Source organism: Paracoccus binzhouensis (assembly GCF_016446475.1).
Classification (GTDB): Bacteria; Pseudomonadota; Alphaproteobacteria; order Rhodobacterales; family Rhodobacteraceae; genus Paracoccus; species Paracoccus binzhouensis.
In genome coordinates, this window is record NZ_JAEHFP010000037.1 from 19,631 (window position 1) to 35,626 (window position 15,996).

Sequence of the window (15,996 nt, forward strand, 5' to 3'; positions counted from 1 at the left end):
GCGCCCTCGACAGGCCCCGCCCCGGCGGCTAGACTGCCGCCATGACCCGCTGCTTTCCCTCCTGCAGGAGCCGGCGCCATGCCGGTGTGCTGCTGACGCGCGCCCTGCCCCGGGCAGAGGCGTCGCCGCGCTGACCTCGCGCCCGGGGTGCCCCCGATCCAGCCATCCCCCCTCGCCCCAACGGCCGCATTCCGGCCGGGGCGCCGCATGACATTGCCCGAAGGAGCCGACATGGCCAGAACATCGCGACCGCCGGTCATCATCGCCAGCGAGACGCTCGACCGGCTGGAACGCCTTGCCGAGGCGGCGATGGCGCGCAATCCCGCGCTTGCCGAGCGGCTGCTGACCGAACTGGCCCGCGCCCGCACCCTGCCGCAGGCGCGTATGCCCGCGGACGCGGCCGGCATCGGCAGCGCCGTCACCTTTCGCGACGAGAGCACCGGGCGCGAGCAGAGCGTGGTGCTGGCCTGGCCCGAGGATGCCGACATCGCCGCGGGCCGCGCCTCGGTTCTGACGCCCATCGGGGTGGCGCTGATCGGGCTGCGGACCGGCGCCCGCTTCACCTGGGAGACCCGCGCGGGCGAGACGCGCGAACTGACCGTGCTGGCCGTCGGCCCGGCCGCCTGGGCGGGGCGGCGGGCGATGACAACCAGCTGATCGGCGGCCGGATAGACGCCTTCCATCGCATCGACCTGGCCATCACATCGACCTGGCCAGCGCCATGCCGGAACAGCTCGGGACGCGCCGGGCGCTGACCCGGCGGCATGCGGCATTTTCGGCGCGGCGCCTCGCCGGCATGGCGGCTATGGTAGGGCTGCGCATCGATTCGCGCCGCCGTCCTGAACGCGGAGGTTGTCCATGGCAAGCAAGGCAAGATCCTGGTGGGGCGTGGCCGCCGCCGCGGCGGTGCTGGGCGTCATCGGCTGGCTGGCCTGGCAGGGCCTCGCGCGCGAGGACCAGCTTGTCGGCATTGCCTCGGGCAACGGTCGGATCGAGGCGACCGAGATCGACATCTCGGCCCTGTCCGCCGGCCGCATCGCCCGCATCCATGCCGCCGAGGGCCAGGTGGTCCGCAAGGGCGAGGTTCTGGTGCAGATGGACACCTTGCAGCTCGACGCGCAGAAGCGGCAGGCCGAGGCGCAGCTGCGCCGCGCCCGCATCGGGGTTCAGACCGCGCAAAGTCTGGTGACCCAGGCCGAGGCGCAGCACAAGGCCGCGGTCGCGGCAGTCGAGCAGGCGCGGGCGGCGGCGGATGCGGCCGCGGCCCGGCTGGCGCGCACCGAAAGCCTGGCGCGCAGCAACGTCGCCTCGCAGCAGCTGCTGGACGACGTGCGTGCCTCGGCGCGCGAGACGCAGGCGGCGCTGGCCTCGGCCGAGGCGAACCTGGCCGCAGCCGAGGCCGGAATCGGCGCCGCCCGCGCCCAGGTCGTCGATGCCGAGGCGGCGGTGGACGCGGCCCGGGCGGCGATCGAGGCCATCGAGGTGCAGATCGGCGACGCGACGCTGGAATCGCCGCGCGACGGCCGGGTGCAATACCTGATCGCGCAGGAAGGCGAGATCGTCGCCGCGGGCGGGCGCATCCTGAGCCTGGTCGATCTTGAGGATGTCTACATGACCTTCTTCCTGCCCACCGCGCAGGCCGGTCGGGTCGAGGTCGGGGCCGAGGCACGGCTGGTCATGGACGCCGCCCCGCAATCCGTCATCCCGGCGCGCATCTCTTACGTGGCGGACGTGGCGCAGTTCACCCCCAAGACCGTCGAGACCGCCGAGGAGCGCGAGAAGCTGATGTTCCGCGTCCGCGCCCAGGTCGATCCCGGCCTGCTGCGCAAATACAGCAATTACGTCAAGACCGGCCTGCCCGGCACCGCCTATGTCCGCATCGACGCTGAGGCGGGCTGGCCCGACAGCCTGTCCAACCTGGTAGAATGACTCCCCCGCCCGATCCGCCCGACGCCCCGCCCGATACTCCGCCCGTGGCCGAGCTTTCCGGCGTCTCGCTGCGCTATCGCAAGGCGGTGGCGCTGGACGGGGTGACGCTGGCCGTTCCCGCCGGGCGGATGGTCGGGCTGATCGGGCCGGACGGCGTCGGCAAGTCCAGCCTGCTGTCGCTGGCCGCCGGGGCGCGGGCGATCCAGCAGGGCCGGGTCCGGGTGCTGGGCGGCGACATGGCCAGCGCCCGCCACCGCGCCCGCATCTGCCCGCGCATCGCCTATATGCCGCAGGGGCTGGGCCGGAACCTCTATCCGACGCTGTCGGTGGCCGAGAACCTGGATTTCTTCGGCCGGCTTTTCGGCCACGGCCCGGCCGAGCGCGCGCGCCGCATCGACGCGCTGCTGGCCGCGACCGGCATGTCGCCGTTCCGCGACCGTCCCGCCGCCAAGCTTTCGGGCGGGATGAAGCAGAAGCTGGGCCTGTGCTGCGCGCTGATCCACGACCCGGACCTGCTGATCCTGGACGAGCCGACCACCGGCGTCGATCCGCTGTCCCGCCGCCAGTTCTGGGAGCTGATCGGCCGCATCCGCCGCGACCGCCCCGGCATGAGCGTCATCACCGCCACCGCCTATATGGAGGAGGCCGCAGGCTTCGACTGGCTGGTGGCGATGGATGCGGGCCGGGTGCTGGCCACCGGCAGCCCGGCCGAGCTGCTGGAACGTACCGGGGCCGAGGATCTGGACCGCGCCTTCATCGCGCTTTTGCCCGACAGCGAAAGGCGGGGGCACCAGCCGGTCCGCATTCCGCCGCGCCGGGCCGCGGACGGCGAGACCGCCATCGAGGCGCGGCACCTGACCATGCGCTTCGGCGATTTCACCGCCGTCGACGATGTCAGCTTCCGCATCGGCAAGGGCGAGATCTTCGGCTTTCTCGGCTCGAACGGCTGCGGCAAGACCACGACGATGAAGATGCTGACCGGCCTGCTCGAACCCAGCGAGGGCACGGCGCGGCTGTTCGGGATCGAGGTGGATCCGTCCGACATGGCGGTGCGCCGCCGGGTCGGCTTCATGAGCCAGTCCTTCTCGCTTTATTCCGAGCTGACGGTGCGGCAGAACCTCGACCTGCACGCGCGGCTGTTCGGCATGGAGGCGGGTCAGGTCGCCGACCGCGTCCGCAAAATGATCGAGCGTTTCGGGCTTGAGGCCGTGGCGGACGACCTGCCCGACGCCCTGCCGCTCGGCATCCGCCAGCGCCTGTCGCTGGCCGTGGCGATGATCCACGGTCCCGAGATCCTGATCCTGGACGAGCCGACCTCGGGCGTCGATCCGGTGGCGCGCGACGCCTTCTGGCGCATGCTGGGCGAGCTGTCGCGCCAGGACGGGGTGACGATCTTCGTCTCGACCCATTTCATGAACGAGGCCGAGCTTTGCGACCGCATCTCGCTGATGCATGCCGGCCGGGTGCTGGTCAGCGACACGGCCGAGGCAATCAGGCAATCCAAGGGCGCGGCGACGCTGGACGACGCCTTCGTCGCCTATCTGCAAGAGGCGATCGGCGACGAGCCCGCCCCCGCCCCGCTTGCCGAAACCGCCGAGACGGCGGCCCGGACCGGCGGCTGGTTCAGCCTGCGGCGGATGCTGAGCTATTCCCGGCTGGAATCGCTGCAACTCCGCCGCGATCCGATCCGGCTGACGCTGGCGCTGCTGGGCAGCCTGATCCTGATGTTCGTCATCGGCTACGGCATCAACATGGATGTCGAGGACCTGAGCTTCGCCGTGCTCGACCGCGACCAGACCACGACTTCGCGCGACTATGTGCTGGACATCGCCGGCTCGCGCTATTTCACCGAAACCGCGCCGCTGGCGGATTACGGGCAGATGGACGCGCGCATGCGCAGCGGCCAGCTGGCCTTGGCCATCGAGATCCCGCCCGGCTTTGCCCGGGACGTGGCGCGCGGCGGCGCGGTGCAGGTCGGCGCCTGGATCGACGGCGCCAACCCGACGCGGGCCGAAACCGTGCGCGGCTATGTCCAGGGCATGCATGCCGACTGGATCATGCGCAAGACGCGCGAGGCGCAGGGCGATGCCGCCGTGCAGGGCAGTTTCGAGCTGGTGACGCGGTTTCGCTACAACCCGGACGTGAAAAGCCTGGTCGCCATGGTGCCGGCGGTGATCCCGCTGCTTCTGCTGCTGATCCCGGCGGTGCTGACCACGCTGAGCGTGGTGCGGGAAAAGGAGCTGGGCTCGATCATCAACTTCTACGTGACGCCCGTCACCCGGCTGGAATTCCTGATCGGCAAGCAACTGCCCTATGTGGCGCTGGCCATGCTGAACTTTGCGCTGATGACGGCTTTCGCGGTCTTCGCGTTCCGCGTGCCGCTGACCGGCAGCCTGGCGGCGCTGGCGCTGGCGGCGGCGCTTTACGTCACCGCCACCACGGCCATGGGCCTGCTGATCTCGTCCTTCATGCGCAGCCAGGCGGCGGCGCTGTTCGCGACCGTGCTGCTGACCATGATCCCGGGCGCGCAATATTCCGGGCTGCTGGACCCGGTTTCCTCGCTGCAGGGCGTCGGCCGCGCCATCGGCGAGGTCTATCCGACGACGCATTTCATCATCGCCTCGCGCGGGGCCTTCTCCAAGGGGCTGGGCTTCGACGACATGGGCATGGCCTTCGCGGCGCTGGCAGCGGCCGTTCCGATCATCCTGGGGCTCAGCGCCCTGTTGCTGAGGAAGCAGGCGAAATGAGGCTGCGCAACGTCTGGAACCTGGGCATCAAGGAGCTGCGCGGGCTGTGGCGCGACCCGGCCATGCTGCTGCTGATCGTCTACGCCTTCTCGCTGTCGATCTATACCGAGTCGAAGGCGATGCCGGAAAGCCTGTCCAACGCCGCCATCGCCGTGGTGGACGAGGACCGCTCGACCCTGTCCCGACGCATCGTCTCGGCTTTCACCCCGCCCTATTTCGGCACGCCGCGGCTGATCACCACCACCGAGATGGACCGGCGCATGGACGAGGGGCTGGACACGTTCGCGCTGGACATCCCGCCCGATTTCCAGCGCGACCTGCTGGCCGGCCGCCACCCGGCAATCCAGCTGAACGTCGATGCCACCCGGATGAGCCAGGCCTTCACCGGCAGCGGCTATGTCCAGCAGATCGTCAGCGCCGAGGTCCAGGAGTTCACGGCCGGCCACCGCGAGCAAGCCGCCCTGCCGGTCGAACTGGCGCTGCGGGCGCGCTACAACCCGGCGCTGGACGCAAGCTGGTTCGGCGCGATCAACAGCGTCATCGACGCCGTGACCATGCTGTCGATCATCCTGACCGGCGCCGCCCTGATCCGCGAAAAGGAGCACGGCACCGTCGAGCACCTGCTGGTCATGCCGGTAACGGCGGCCGAGATCATGCTGTCCAAGATCTGGTCCATGGGCCTTGTCGTGCTGCTGGCCTCCAGCTTCGCGATCACCGTGGTGGTGCAGATGGCCTTGCAGGTGCCGGTCGCGGGTTCGGTGCCGCTGTTCATCGCCGCGGCGGCGCTGATGCTGTTCGCCACCACCTCGATGGGCATCTTCCTGGCCACGGTGGCCGGGTCGATGCCGCAATTCGGGCTGCTGCTGATGCTGGTGCTGTTCCCGCTGCAGATGCTGTCCGGCGGCATGACCCCGCGCGAAAGCATGCCCGACATCATCCAGGCGCTGATGTCGCTGGCGCCCAACACGCATTTCGTCATCCTGTCGCAGGGCATCCTGTTCCGCGGCGCCGGGCTGGGGGTGGTCTGGCCGCAATTCCTGGCGCTGGCGGTGATCGGCGGCGCGCTGTTCTGGCTGGCGCTGCGGCAGTTCCGCCGCTTCCTTGCCTGACCGCCGCCTTAGCGGTCCTGCATCCCCTTGCCGGCCAGGATGCGCGGCGCGGCCTTCTCGATGCGTGCGGCGCGGGTCGCCGATTGCTTGGCCTGCGAGAAATGCAGCACCCAGCCACGCCTGCGGCCCGGCGTCAGCGCCTCGAAGGCGGTCCTGAATTCGGCATCGCCGTCCAGCCGCGCCACCAGTTCCTCGGGGTAATCCAGGTCGTCCTTGGGGAAATCGACCTTCAGCCCGGCCTTCTCGATCTCGATGGCCTCCTCGATATAGGCGCGCAGCACCGGCGCCAGCGTCCTGACCCGCGCCGGATCGGTGAAGTCGATGGTGCGGGACGAGCGCGAGTTCTCGCCCGGCGCTTCCAGGATGCCTTCGGGATCCTTCAGCAGCACGCCCTTGAAGAAGCCCAGCGTCGCGCGGTCCTTGAAGCCCCAGATGATCGCGACATTGTGGCCCTCCCAGGTATAGACCGGCGAACGCCACTTGAATTCCTCGGTCAGGGGGCTGGCCAGCAGGATGGCGCGCAGGGCCTCCAGCTCCTCCCGCCAGTCGGTCAGCTTGTCGAACAGCGCATCGACCTTGGTGTGCTTGTCGGGCATCGTCGGCTTCCTCGGGTCCGTTTCCTTGGCTGGTCGGCGGCAATTTTGGCGCGGCGGGGCCGGCCTGTCGAGAGGCAGCGGCGGAACCCCGCGCAGGGCAGGCCGCGACAGCGCGGCCGGATCGCGCTATCATGCCCACGATCAGGAGGTGGCGGGATGCCCGGGAAATTCGCGATCGGCGATCATGTCAGCTGGAATTCCGAGGCCGGCCGCGTCTCGGGCACGATCATCGCCATCCATACCAGGGATTTCGACTACAAGGGGCACCGGCATCGCGCCTCTGAAGACGAACCGCAATACGAGATCAAAAGCGACAGGACCGATCACATCGCCGCGCACAAGGGCAGCGCGCTGGATCCTGCCTGATCATTCCGGCGGCAACAGTCCCGGCACGAAACGGCGGCGCGAGACGCCCGCGCCGCCCGGGGTCAGCCGATCAATAGGGGCTGTCCTCGAAATAGAACTTCTCGGCGTTCTCGGGCGTGATCAGCTCCGAGGCCAGGATGAACTCGCCGCTCATCGGCGCCGCGCCGGTCAGGCCAAGCGCGGTCATCTCGATCGCGGTCGAGATCATCGAGGGCGGATAGGTCACGTTCACCGGCACCGTCTTGTCGCCCTTGCGGATGCGGTCCACCATCTCCTTCATGCCGGCGCCGCCGACGACGATCATCTCGCCCTCGCGCCCGGCCTGCTCGATGGCGGCCAGCGCACCGACCGCCTGGTCGTCGTCGGCCGCCCAGACCGCGTCGATTTCCGGGAAGCGCGACAGGTAGTCCTGCATCAGGTTGAAGGCGTTGTCGCGGTTCCAGTTCGCATGGTCCATCGCCAGGACCTCGATGCCCGAGCCCTCCAGCGCCGCCTGGAAGCCCGCCACCCGCTCGTTGTCCACGGTCGAGGCGATGCCGCGCATCACCACCACCTTGGCGCCGTCCTCCAGCGTGTCGGCGAAATACTTGCCGGCGGTGCGGCCGAAGCTGTCATTGTCGCCAGCGACATACAGGTTCTCGATGCCCTCCTGGCTCAGGCCGCGGTCCACCACCGTCACCCAGACGCCGCTTTCGGCGATGCGCTGCACCGGCGCGGTCAGCGGCTCGGATTCGAAGGGCAGCACCACCAGCGCGTCGATGTTGCGCGTGGCCACCATGTCCTCGAGGTCCGAGACCTGCTGGCCCGGGTCCGAGGTGGTGGTCAGCACGAAATCCAGCTCGGGATTGGCGGCCTTGAGCCGCTCGACGGTGCGCTCGGCATGGAAGTTCAGCGCCCCCGCCCAGCCATGCGTCGCGGCCGGAATCGAGATGCCGATGGTCTCGGCCAGCGCCGGCCCGGCATATAGGCCGATCAGCGCCGTGCCGGCGATCAGGGTCTTCTTCATGATGGTTATCCCTCCCTCAGGTTAAGTTCAGCGGGCCGCGCCGGTATCGCGCTGCAGCACGACCGCAAGGATGATGACGACGCCCTGGATGGCCCCGTTCAGATAGGGGCTGACGAAGTCGGTCAGGTTCAGCAGGTTGCCGATCAGCGACAGGATCAGCACGCCGACCACGGTGCCCCAGACCCGGCCGAAGCCGCCCTTCAGCAATGTGCCGCCGATGATCACCGCCGCGATCGCCTCCAGCTCCCACAACAGGCCGGTGGTGGCCGAGGCCGAGCCGAGCCGCGGCACATACATCACCACCGCGATCCCGACCAGCAGGCCCAGGATCACATAGGTGGCCAGCTTGACCCGCGTCACCGCGACCGAGGAATAGCGCGCCACCTTCTCGTTCGAGCCGATGGCGGCGCAATGCCGGCCGAAGGCGGTGTGGCGCATGACCACCTCGCCCAGCACCGCCAGCAGGGCGAAGACGATGATCGGCCAGCTGACGCCGAACAGCCCGCCGTAATAGACCGGGCGGTAAAGCTCGCGCAGCTCGTAGCCCAGCGACAGCGTGCCGCCATCGGCCAGCCAGGTGACCAGGCTGCGATAGATGCCCATGGTGCCCAGCGTCAGGATGAAGGCCTCGATCCCCGCCCGGGTGATCAGGATGCCGTTGATGAACCCGGCCGCCAGCCCGGACAGCAGCGCCAGGGCGATGCCCAGCAGCAGCACCGGCAGCCCGGCCATGCTGCCGGCCAGCGCGTTCATCACCAGGATCGCCAGCCCGGCGACGAAGGCCGCCATCGAGCCCACCGACAGGTCGAGCCCGCCCGCCGTGATCACGAAGGTCATGCCGATGGCGATGATGCCGATGAAGGCCGACCGCGCCAGCACGTTGGTGATGTTGGCATAGCTGAGGAAATTCGGGTTCAGCGCCATGCCGATCAGCACCAGCGCCACCAGCGCCACCAGCGGGCCGATCACCCGCAGGTCCGGTCTGCGGGCGCCCCTCGCCCGGTTTTTCGAGATGCTGGCCGTGCCGCTCATGCCGCATTGTCCCTTGCTGTCTGCTCCATGCCCATCGCCAGGCGGACGATGCCGCCCTCGGTAACCGCCTCGCCGGCCAGCTCGCCCGCCTTCCGGCCGGCATGCATGACGACCACCCGGCTGGCGAGGCCGATCAGCTCGGGCATCTCGGACGAAATGACGATGATGCTGCGGCCCTCGGCCGCCAGCCCGGCGATCAGGCCGTAGATCTGCTGCTTGGTGCCGATGTCGATGCCGCGCGTCGGCTCGTCGATGATGATGACGTCCGGGTCGCTCAGCAGGGTCTTGGCCAGCAGCAGCTTCTGCTGGTTGCCGCCCGACAGGTTGCCCACCGCCATGCCGCGCTGGGGCGCGCGGATGGCGAAATCGGCGATGGCCTTGTCCAGCGCCGCCTCTTCGCGCCTGCGGTCGATCAGCGGCCAGCCGAAGGTTTCCAGCAAGGGCAGGGTCAGGTTCTCGCGCAGGGATTTTTCCAGCAGCAGGCCGGCACCCTTGCGGTCCTCGGTCAGGTAGACCAGCCCGGCCCGCATCGCCTCGGCGACTCGCTCGGGCGCCAGCTCGCGGCCCTTCAGCCGCACCGTGCCGCTGCGCGGGCGCAAGCCGACGATGGCCTCGGCCAGCTCGGTCCGGCCGGACCCCACCAGCCCGCCGATGCCCAGCACCTCGCCACGCCGCAGGGTCAGGCTGACGTCCTCGACAAGGCCGGGCACGGCCAGGTCCTCGACCTCCAGCACCGGCTCGGCGCCGCCGGCGGCCTTGGCGGGATAAAGGTCCGACAGCTCGCGCCCGACCATGGCGGCGGCCATGTCGTCCTGGGTCAGCCCGGCGGCCGGATCGGATCGCACCATGGTCCCGTCGCGCAGCACCGTCACCCGGTCGGCGATGCGGCTGACCTCGCCCAGCTTGTGCGAGGTGTAAAGGATCGCCACGCCCTCGGCCCGCAGCCGCTCGATCTGGCGAAACAGCACCTCGGTCTCGCGCTCGGTCAGCACGGCGGTCGGCTCGTCCATGATCAGCACCCGCGCCTTGCGCGACAGCGCCTTGGCGATCTCGACCATCTGCTTGTCGGGGACCGAGATGCGCCGGACCGGCTCGGCCGGATCGACGCGGCATTCCAGGCTGGCCAGCAGCTCGGCGGTGCGGGCGCGCATGGCCTTGTGGTCCAGCAACCAGCCCCGCTTCAGCTCGCGGCCCAGGAAGACGTTCTGGTCGACGGCAAGATGCTCGGCCAGGTTGAACTCCTGGTGGATCATGATGATGCCCAGGTCCTCGGCCTGGTCCGAGCCGGCAAAGCGGATCGGCGTTCCGTCCAGCAGCACCTCGCCCCCGGTCGGGTCGAGATAGCCCGCGAGGATCTTCATGGCGGTGGACTTGCCGGCACCGTTCTCGCCGATCAGGGCATGGACCTCGCCAGGATGCAGGGCGAAATCGACGCCATGCAGCACCTCGATGGGGCCGAAGGACCTGGTCACGCCGCGCAGGGCCAGGATCGGGGCGGTCACGGCATCACCTCGACGAAGGCCGCGTCCTGGGCGTGCGAGCGGATGCAGGCGTCGATGAAGCAGAGCCCCTCCAGCCCGTCCTCGATCCCCGGCAGCGCCAGATGCCCGGGCAGCGGCTCGCCGGCCTGGCGGGCGCGGATCGCCTCGGCCGCCTCGGCATAGAGATTGCCGAAACCCTCCAGATAGCCCTCGGGATGGCCGGACGGCACGCGGCTGAGGCGTTCGAGCCCGGGCGCGGTGCCCGGCCCGGCGCGGCGCAGCTTCTGCGCCGGCTGGCCGAAGGGGGTGAACCACAGCGTCTCGGGCGCCTCATGCGCCCATTCCAAGCCGGCCTTGTCGCCATAGACGCGCAGCTTCAGCCCGTTCTCGGTCCCCGGCGCCACCTGAGAAACCCAGAGCATCCCCTTGGCACCATTGGCATAACGCATCAGAACATGCGCGTTGTCATCCAGCCGGCGGCCGGGCACGAAGCTGGACAGGTCCGCCGCAATGCGCTCGGGCCGCATGCCGGTGACGAAGCGCGCCAGTTGAAAGGCATGGGTGCCGATGTCGCCGATCGCGCCGCCCGCCCCGGCCCGCGCCGGGTCGCCGCGCCATTCGGCCTGCTTGCTGCGGCTTTCCTCGGTCAGCCAGTCCTGGACATATTCGACCTGCACCAGCCGCAGCCGGCCCAGGTCGCCGCGCGCGATCATGGCACGGGCCTGACGGATCTGCGGATAGGCGGAATAATTATGTGTCAGCACGAACAGCGCGCCCGAACCGCGCACCAACTCGGCCAGCTCGCGGGCCTGCTCCAGCGTGGCGGTCATCGGCTTGTCGCAGATCACATGGATGCCCTGGGCCAGGAAGGCGCGGGCGACGGGGAAATGCAGGTGGTTCGGCGTGCAGATCGCCACCGCCTCGATCCCGTCCGGATGCGTCGCCTCGGCCCGGGCCATCTCCTCGAAATCGTCATAGCTGCGTTCGATCCCGACCTCGGCCGCACTGGCCGCTGCCTTTTCGGGGGTCGAGGACAGCGCACCCGCCACCAGCCGGAAACGGTTGTCGAGCCGCGCGGCGATGCGGTGTACATTGCCGATCATGGCGCCGGCGCCGCCGCCGACCATGCCAAGGCGGATGGGAACATGCTGCCGCATCTCAGGCCCCCAGTCCCAGCATCCGCAGATTGGCAGCCCGGTCGGCGCCGCCATCGGCGAAATCGTCGAAGCTGCGGTCGGTCACGCGGATGATATGGTCGCGGACGAAGGCCGCCCCTTCGCGCGCGCCGTCCTCGGGATGCTTCAGCGCGCATTCCCATTCCACCACCGCCCAGCCGTCGAAATCCATCGCCGCCAGCTTCGAGAAGATCGCCTTGAAATCGACCTGGCCGTCGCCGGGGCTGCGAAAGCGCCCGGCACGGTCCAGCCAGGGCTGGTAGCCGCCATAGACGCCCTGCCGGCCGGTCGGGTTGAACTCGGCATCCTTGATGTGGACCATGCCGATACGCTCGGCATAGATGTCCAGATTGGCAAGGTAATCAAGCTGTTGCAGCAGGTAATGCGAAGGGTCGTAAAGCATCTTCGCCCGCGGGTGCTGGTCCAGGCGGTCCAGGAACATCTCGAAGCTGGCGCCGTCGTGCAGATCCTCGCCGGGATGGATCTCGAAGCAGATGTCGACGCCCTTCGCATCGGCATGGTCGAGGATCGGCCGCCAGCGCGCCGCCAGCGCGTCGAAGGCGGCCTCGACCAGCCCCGCCGGCCGCTGCGGCCAGGGGTAGAAATAGGGCCAGGCCAGCGCGCCGGAAAAGGCCGCCATCCGGTCCAGGCCCAGATTGGCCGAGGCGTCGATGGTCTTGCGGACCTGATCCACCGCCCATTCCTGCCGTACTGCCGGATTGCCGCGCAGCGCCGCCGGGGCGAAGCCGTCGAAAGCCTCGTCGAAGGCCGGGTGCACCGCGACCAGCTGGCCCTGGATATGGGCGGAAAGCTCGGTGATCTCGACGCCGTTCTGCACCGCCCTTCCCTGCAGCTCGTCGCAATAGTCGCGCGAGGTCGCGGCGCGCTCCAGGTCGATCAGCACACCTGCCCCCGACGGCAGCTGCACGCCCAGGAAGCCGCAATCGGCAGCCCAGGCGGTGATGCCGTCGAAGCTGTCGAAAGGCGGCGCGCTGCCGACGAACTGGGCCAGGAACAGCCCAGGGCCCTTGATTGTCCTCATTCTCCTCCCCCAGCTGGATTCTCTCCCGGCCGACCATCATGTAATCGGTTTCAGAAGAAGGTCTCACAAGATGAAATGGTTTACAATGGGGTATTTTCCGCTATCCATCGGGAAAACCGCATTGCGCAGGACCGCGTGACCAGAACCGCAAGACCGCCCCGGATCCAGGATGTCGCCAGGCTGGCCGGGGTGTCGGCCGCCACCGTCAGCCGCGTGCTGTCGAACCCCGCCATCGTGGCCGAGCCCACCCGCCTTGCGGTCGAGGAAGCGATTGCCGAAACCGGCTACACGCTGAACGTGACGGCGCGGAACCTGCGCCAGCAGCAGGTGGGCGGCGTGCTGGCGCTGGTGCCCAACCTGGCCAATCCGTTCTTCTCGCAGATCCTGTCGGGGATCGCCGAGGTGCTGCGCGGCAACGGGCTGAACCTGCTGGTGCTGGACACCACCGCGCGCGGCGGCGCCGGTCCCGAAGCCATTGGCGCCTATCTGACCCGCTCGCGCGCGGACGGGGTGATCGTGCTGGACGGCAGCCTGCAGCCGGCGCTGTTTCGGCAGCCGAGCTGCCCGCCGGTGGTGCAGGCCTGCGAATGGATCGGGGGGCTGCCGGCACCCCGCGTGCTGGCCGACAATGCCGAGGGCGGGCGGCTGGCGATCCGTCACCTGACCGGGCTGGGTCATCGCCGCATCCTGCACCTGACCGGCCCCGAGGAGAATTCGCTGACCGTCTCGCGCCGCGCCGGCGTCTGCGCGGGGCTGCGGGCGGCGGGCCTGGCAGACGGCGCCCTGCTCGCGGGGGATTTCTCGCTGCGCTCGGGCCATGCGGCGGCACAGCGCATCCTGGCGATGGCCGAGCCGCCGACGGCCGTCTTCTGCGACAATGACGAGATGGCCATCGGCCTGATCAACGGGCTGGTGCAGGGCGGGCTGCGGGTGCCCGAGGACATCTCGGTCGTCGGTTTCGACAATATCGAGATGTCCGCCTATGCCCTGCCGCCCCTGACCACGATCCGGCAGCACCGGGCGCGGCTGGGCCGCCATGCCGCCAACGCGCTGCTGGCGCTGATCGACGGCAAGCCCTGCCCCGAAGAAGAGATCCTGCCGGTCGAGCTGCTGGTCCGTGCCAGCACCGCCGCCCCCGCCTGACCGGCCCTCCATGACAAGGCGGCCGGCTGTGACGCCGGCCGCACGTTTCGAGGAATAGCCGCTTACCAGTTGAAATCGTCGCCGTTAAGCTGGTTCAGCCGGGTATCCTCGATGACCAGCTGATCGGCACCGGCCCGGATCACCACGTTGTTGCCGACCTGCACGGCTGCGCCGCGGATATCCGCCCAGCTGTCGAACCGGGCATAGGCGGACAGGTCGATCACGTCGTCGTCGCGGTCGAAATCCGTCACCCGGTCGCGCCCGCCGTTCCAGACGAAGACATCCGCGCCCTCGCCGCCGGTCATGGTGTCGTTGCCCCTACCGCCGTTCAGCGTGTCGTTGCCCTCGTGCGCGATGATGCGGTCGTGGCCGGCCTCGCCCAGCAGCCGGTCGTCGCCTTCGCCGCCATAGAGGATGTCGTTGCCGGCGCCGGCGCGAATGGTGTCGTTGCCCTCGCCCGCCGCGATGATGTCGCGGCCGGCACCGCTGACCGAAAGGTCGTTGCCTTCGCCCAGGGCGATCGAGTTGTTGCCGTGCCCGGCCCGCACCACGTCATTGCCCGAGCCGGCGGCGATCACGTCGTTGCCGCCGCCGGCGTCGATGACGTCGTTGCCCTCGCCGCCGAAGACACGGTTGTGGCCGTGTCCGGCATTGATGCGGTCGCTGCCCGAGCCGCCGTCGATGGTGTCGTTGCCCTGGTAGCCCAGGATGGTGTCGTCGCCCGACATGCCCCAGATGCGATCCGCAAGGCTGGTGCCGTTCAGGCGGTTGTCGTCGTCGTTGCCACGAATGTTGGCCATGGTTCTTCTCCGTCACTTTCGTTGCGCCGGCATGGTGTGGAAACGGCCTTGGGGGCCGTGCCCCGCACTCCGGCTGCCGGTTCGGCCGGGGCGGAATGGCGTGCGCCTCAGGCGCGGGCGCGGGCGGCCAGGCGCTGGCCGACCAGCAGCATGCGCATGGCGTTCTCGGCCGCGGCGCGCAGCAGCTTGGCGCCCTGGCCGATGGCCTTGTCCAGCGAACAGGGCCGGCGCATGATCGAGGCATAGGCGCCGATGCCGTGCTCATAGGTCTGGCGGGCGCCCTTGCCGATGCTGCCGGCCAGCGCGATGGTCGGGATGCCGAGCGCCTCGGCACGGCGCGCCACCTCGCAGGGAACCTTGCCATAGGGGCTTTGCCCGTCCAACGCGCCCTCGGCGGTGATGACCAGATCGGCGCGGGACAGCAGCCGGTCGAAATCGAGGTAATCCAGCATGATGTCGAAGCGCGGATGCAGCGTCGCGCCGGCCAGGCCGGCAAGCCCGGCCCCCAACCCGCCCGAGGCGCCGGCGCCCGGCATCCCGGCCACCTCGCGCCCGGTCGCCGCCAGGATCGCGGCGGCATGGCGGGCCATGCCACGGTCCAGCTGCTCGACCTGTTCCGGCGTCGCGCCCTTTTGCGGGCCGAAGACGCGGGCCACGCCGCGCGGCCCCAGCAGCATGTTGTGCCAGTTCACCGCCGCGTCGATCCGCACCCCGGCCAGCCGGGGATCGAGGCCGGTCACGTCGATGCGGTCCAGACGCTCCAGCGCGCCGCCGCCCTCGGGCAGCTCGCGCCCCTCGGCGTCCAGCAGCAGCGCGCCAAGCGCCCGCGCCATGCCGGCGCCGCCATCGTTGATGCCGCTGTCGCCGCAGCCGATCAGGATGCGCTCGACGCCATGGTCCAGGGCCTGCAGGATCAGCTCGCCCACGCCGCGGCTGGTGGTCAGCGTCGGGTCGCGGCGGTCGCGGGGCACCAGCGACAGGCCGGCGGCGGCGGCCATCTCGATCACCGCGCTGCGCGGACCATCGCCGCCCATCAGGCCCCAGAAGCTGGCGACGGGCTCGCCGACCGGGCCGGTGACGGTGGTGGCGATCATCCGGCCGCCGGTGGCGGCGACCAGCGCCTCGGTCGTGCCCTCGCCGCCATCGACCATGGGGGCGGTCAGGATGGTGGCATGGGGCGCGGCCCGGCGCACGCCGCGGGCGATGGCGTCGGCCACATCCTTGACCGAGAGCGATTCCTTGAACCCCGAGGGCGCGATCAGAACGGTCAGAGACATTTCGCATATCCTTTCCTGCTGTCTGGAGGGATTACGGCCCGGCCGCGGCCCTTATTCCCGCCCAAGGCGAAAAATTTGCGACGCGGATGGAAAAAGACGGCCGAGGCCGCCTTTTGTCGATATTTTCCAGTCTTTTACCGGATAATGATGCGAAATCCCGCCGGTCGCAGGATGCGGTTCAGCTCCTGCAATCCATGCGCCGGCCGGCGCTGCGGCTGGGCCTTGCGCGGCGGGGCCGGTGCGGCCAGGCGGCGATCCGGGCGGGGCAGCGGCCGGGCCGCCTCGATGGCGAC

At 69.6% G+C, this 15,996-nt stretch carries 14 protein-coding genes; 6 read left to right on the plus strand and 8 right to left on the minus strand.

Annotated features, from left to right (window positions below; translation table 11 throughout):
- The first annotated feature begins 231 nt into the window (after nucleotides 1–231).
- From rnk to I9P22_RS10645, 4 genes are all read left to right on the plus strand, one after another.
- Nucleotides 232–657, plus strand: a complete 426-nt coding sequence (gene rnk / locus I9P22_RS10630; RefSeq protein ID WP_199259456.1) for a nucleoside diphosphate kinase regulator — start codon at nucleotides 232–234, stop codon at nucleotides 655–657.
- A 201-nt stretch (nucleotides 658–858) separates the two neighbouring features.
- The gene (locus I9P22_RS10635) at nucleotides 859–1,929 is read left to right on the plus strand and encodes an HlyD family secretion protein (protein WP_199259457.1); all 1,071 of its coding nucleotides are present in this window, start codon (nucleotides 859–861) and stop codon (nucleotides 1,927–1,929) included.
- Nucleotides 1,926–4,676 (plus strand): ribosome-associated ATPase/putative transporter RbbA, encoded by a 2,751-nt coding sequence (gene rbbA / locus I9P22_RS10640; protein WP_199259458.1) that lies wholly within the window; start codon nucleotides 1,926–1,928, stop codon nucleotides 4,674–4,676. Before I9P22_RS10635 ends, rbbA begins: the two co-directional genes overlap by 4 nt.
- The gene (locus I9P22_RS10645; protein ID WP_199259459.1) at nucleotides 4,673–5,785 is read left to right on the plus strand and encodes an ABC transporter permease; all 1,113 of its coding nucleotides are present in this window, start codon (nucleotides 4,673–4,675) and stop codon (nucleotides 5,783–5,785) included. Before rbbA ends, I9P22_RS10645 begins: the two co-directional genes overlap by 4 nt.
- An 8-nt stretch (nucleotides 5,786–5,793) precedes the next feature.
- On the opposite strand, the gene I9P22_RS10650 is transcribed toward I9P22_RS10645, so the two are convergent.
- Nucleotides 5,794–6,381: a YdeI/OmpD-associated family protein gene (locus I9P22_RS10650; RefSeq protein ID WP_199259460.1), complete on the minus strand. Its 588-nt coding sequence runs from the start codon at nucleotides 6,379–6,381 to the stop codon at nucleotides 5,794–5,796.
- A 156-nt stretch (nucleotides 6,382–6,537) separates the two neighbouring features.
- Here I9P22_RS10650 and I9P22_RS10655 point away from each other — a divergent pair, with 156 nt between their 5' ends.
- Nucleotides 6,538–6,747, plus strand: coding sequence for a hypervirulence associated TUDOR domain-containing protein (locus I9P22_RS10655; protein WP_199259461.1), 210 nt, complete (start codon nucleotides 6,538–6,540; stop codon nucleotides 6,745–6,747).
- Nucleotides 6,748–6,817: 70 nt separating this feature from the next.
- Here I9P22_RS10655 and I9P22_RS10660 read toward each other — a convergent pair whose 3' ends face one another.
- The 5 genes from I9P22_RS10660 to I9P22_RS10680 are packed head-to-tail and all read right to left on the minus strand — an operon-like array spanning nucleotide 6,818 to nucleotide 12,483.
- On the minus strand, nucleotides 6,818–7,753 hold the full coding sequence (locus tag I9P22_RS10660) for an ABC transporter substrate-binding protein (RefSeq protein ID WP_199259462.1): 936 nt from the start codon (nucleotides 7,751–7,753) through the stop codon (nucleotides 6,818–6,820).
- Nucleotides 7,754–7,780: 27 nt separating this feature from the next.
- Nucleotides 7,781–8,785 (minus strand): ABC transporter permease, encoded by a 1,005-nt coding sequence (locus tag I9P22_RS10665; protein WP_199259463.1) that lies wholly within the window; start codon nucleotides 8,783–8,785, stop codon nucleotides 7,781–7,783.
- Nucleotides 8,782–10,287 carry a sugar ABC transporter ATP-binding protein gene (locus I9P22_RS10670; protein ID WP_199259464.1) on the minus strand — a complete coding sequence of 502 codons (1,506 nt, stop codon included), beginning with the start codon at nucleotides 10,285–10,287 and terminating at the stop codon, nucleotides 8,782–8,784. The genes I9P22_RS10665 and I9P22_RS10670 overlap by 4 nt, the downstream gene beginning before the upstream one ends.
- Nucleotides 10,284–11,423 carry a Gfo/Idh/MocA family protein gene (locus tag I9P22_RS10675; protein WP_199259465.1) on the minus strand — a complete coding sequence of 380 codons (1,140 nt, stop codon included), beginning with the start codon at nucleotides 11,421–11,423 and terminating at the stop codon, nucleotides 10,284–10,286. The genes I9P22_RS10670 and I9P22_RS10675 overlap by 4 nt, the downstream gene beginning before the upstream one ends.
- 1 nt (nucleotide 11,424) lies before the next feature.
- Nucleotides 11,425–12,483, minus strand: coding sequence for a sugar phosphate isomerase/epimerase family protein (locus tag I9P22_RS10680; RefSeq protein WP_199259466.1), 1,059 nt, complete (start codon nucleotides 12,481–12,483; stop codon nucleotides 11,425–11,427).
- Between the two features lie 135 nt (nucleotides 12,484–12,618).
- On the opposite strand from I9P22_RS10680, the gene I9P22_RS10685 reads away from it, so the two are divergent.
- A complete protein-coding gene (locus I9P22_RS10685; protein WP_332909019.1) occupies nucleotides 12,619–13,626 on the plus strand; it encodes a LacI family DNA-binding transcriptional regulator in 1,008 nt (335 codons plus the stop codon).
- A gap of 62 nt (nucleotides 13,627–13,688) precedes the next feature.
- Here the strand turns inward: I9P22_RS10685 and I9P22_RS10690 are convergent, their stop codons facing one another.
- Together I9P22_RS10690 and I9P22_RS10695 are read right to left on the minus strand one after the other, a co-directional pair.
- Nucleotides 13,689–14,426, minus strand: coding sequence for a calcium-binding protein (locus tag I9P22_RS10690; RefSeq protein WP_199259468.1), 738 nt, complete (start codon nucleotides 14,424–14,426; stop codon nucleotides 13,689–13,691).
- 107 nt (nucleotides 14,427–14,533) lie between these two features.
- Nucleotides 14,534–15,703 carry a glycerate kinase family protein gene (locus I9P22_RS10695; RefSeq protein ID WP_199259469.1) on the minus strand — a complete coding sequence of 390 codons (1,170 nt, stop codon included), beginning with the start codon at nucleotides 15,701–15,703 and terminating at the stop codon, nucleotides 14,534–14,536.
- Nucleotides 15,704–15,996 lie beyond the last annotated feature (293 nt).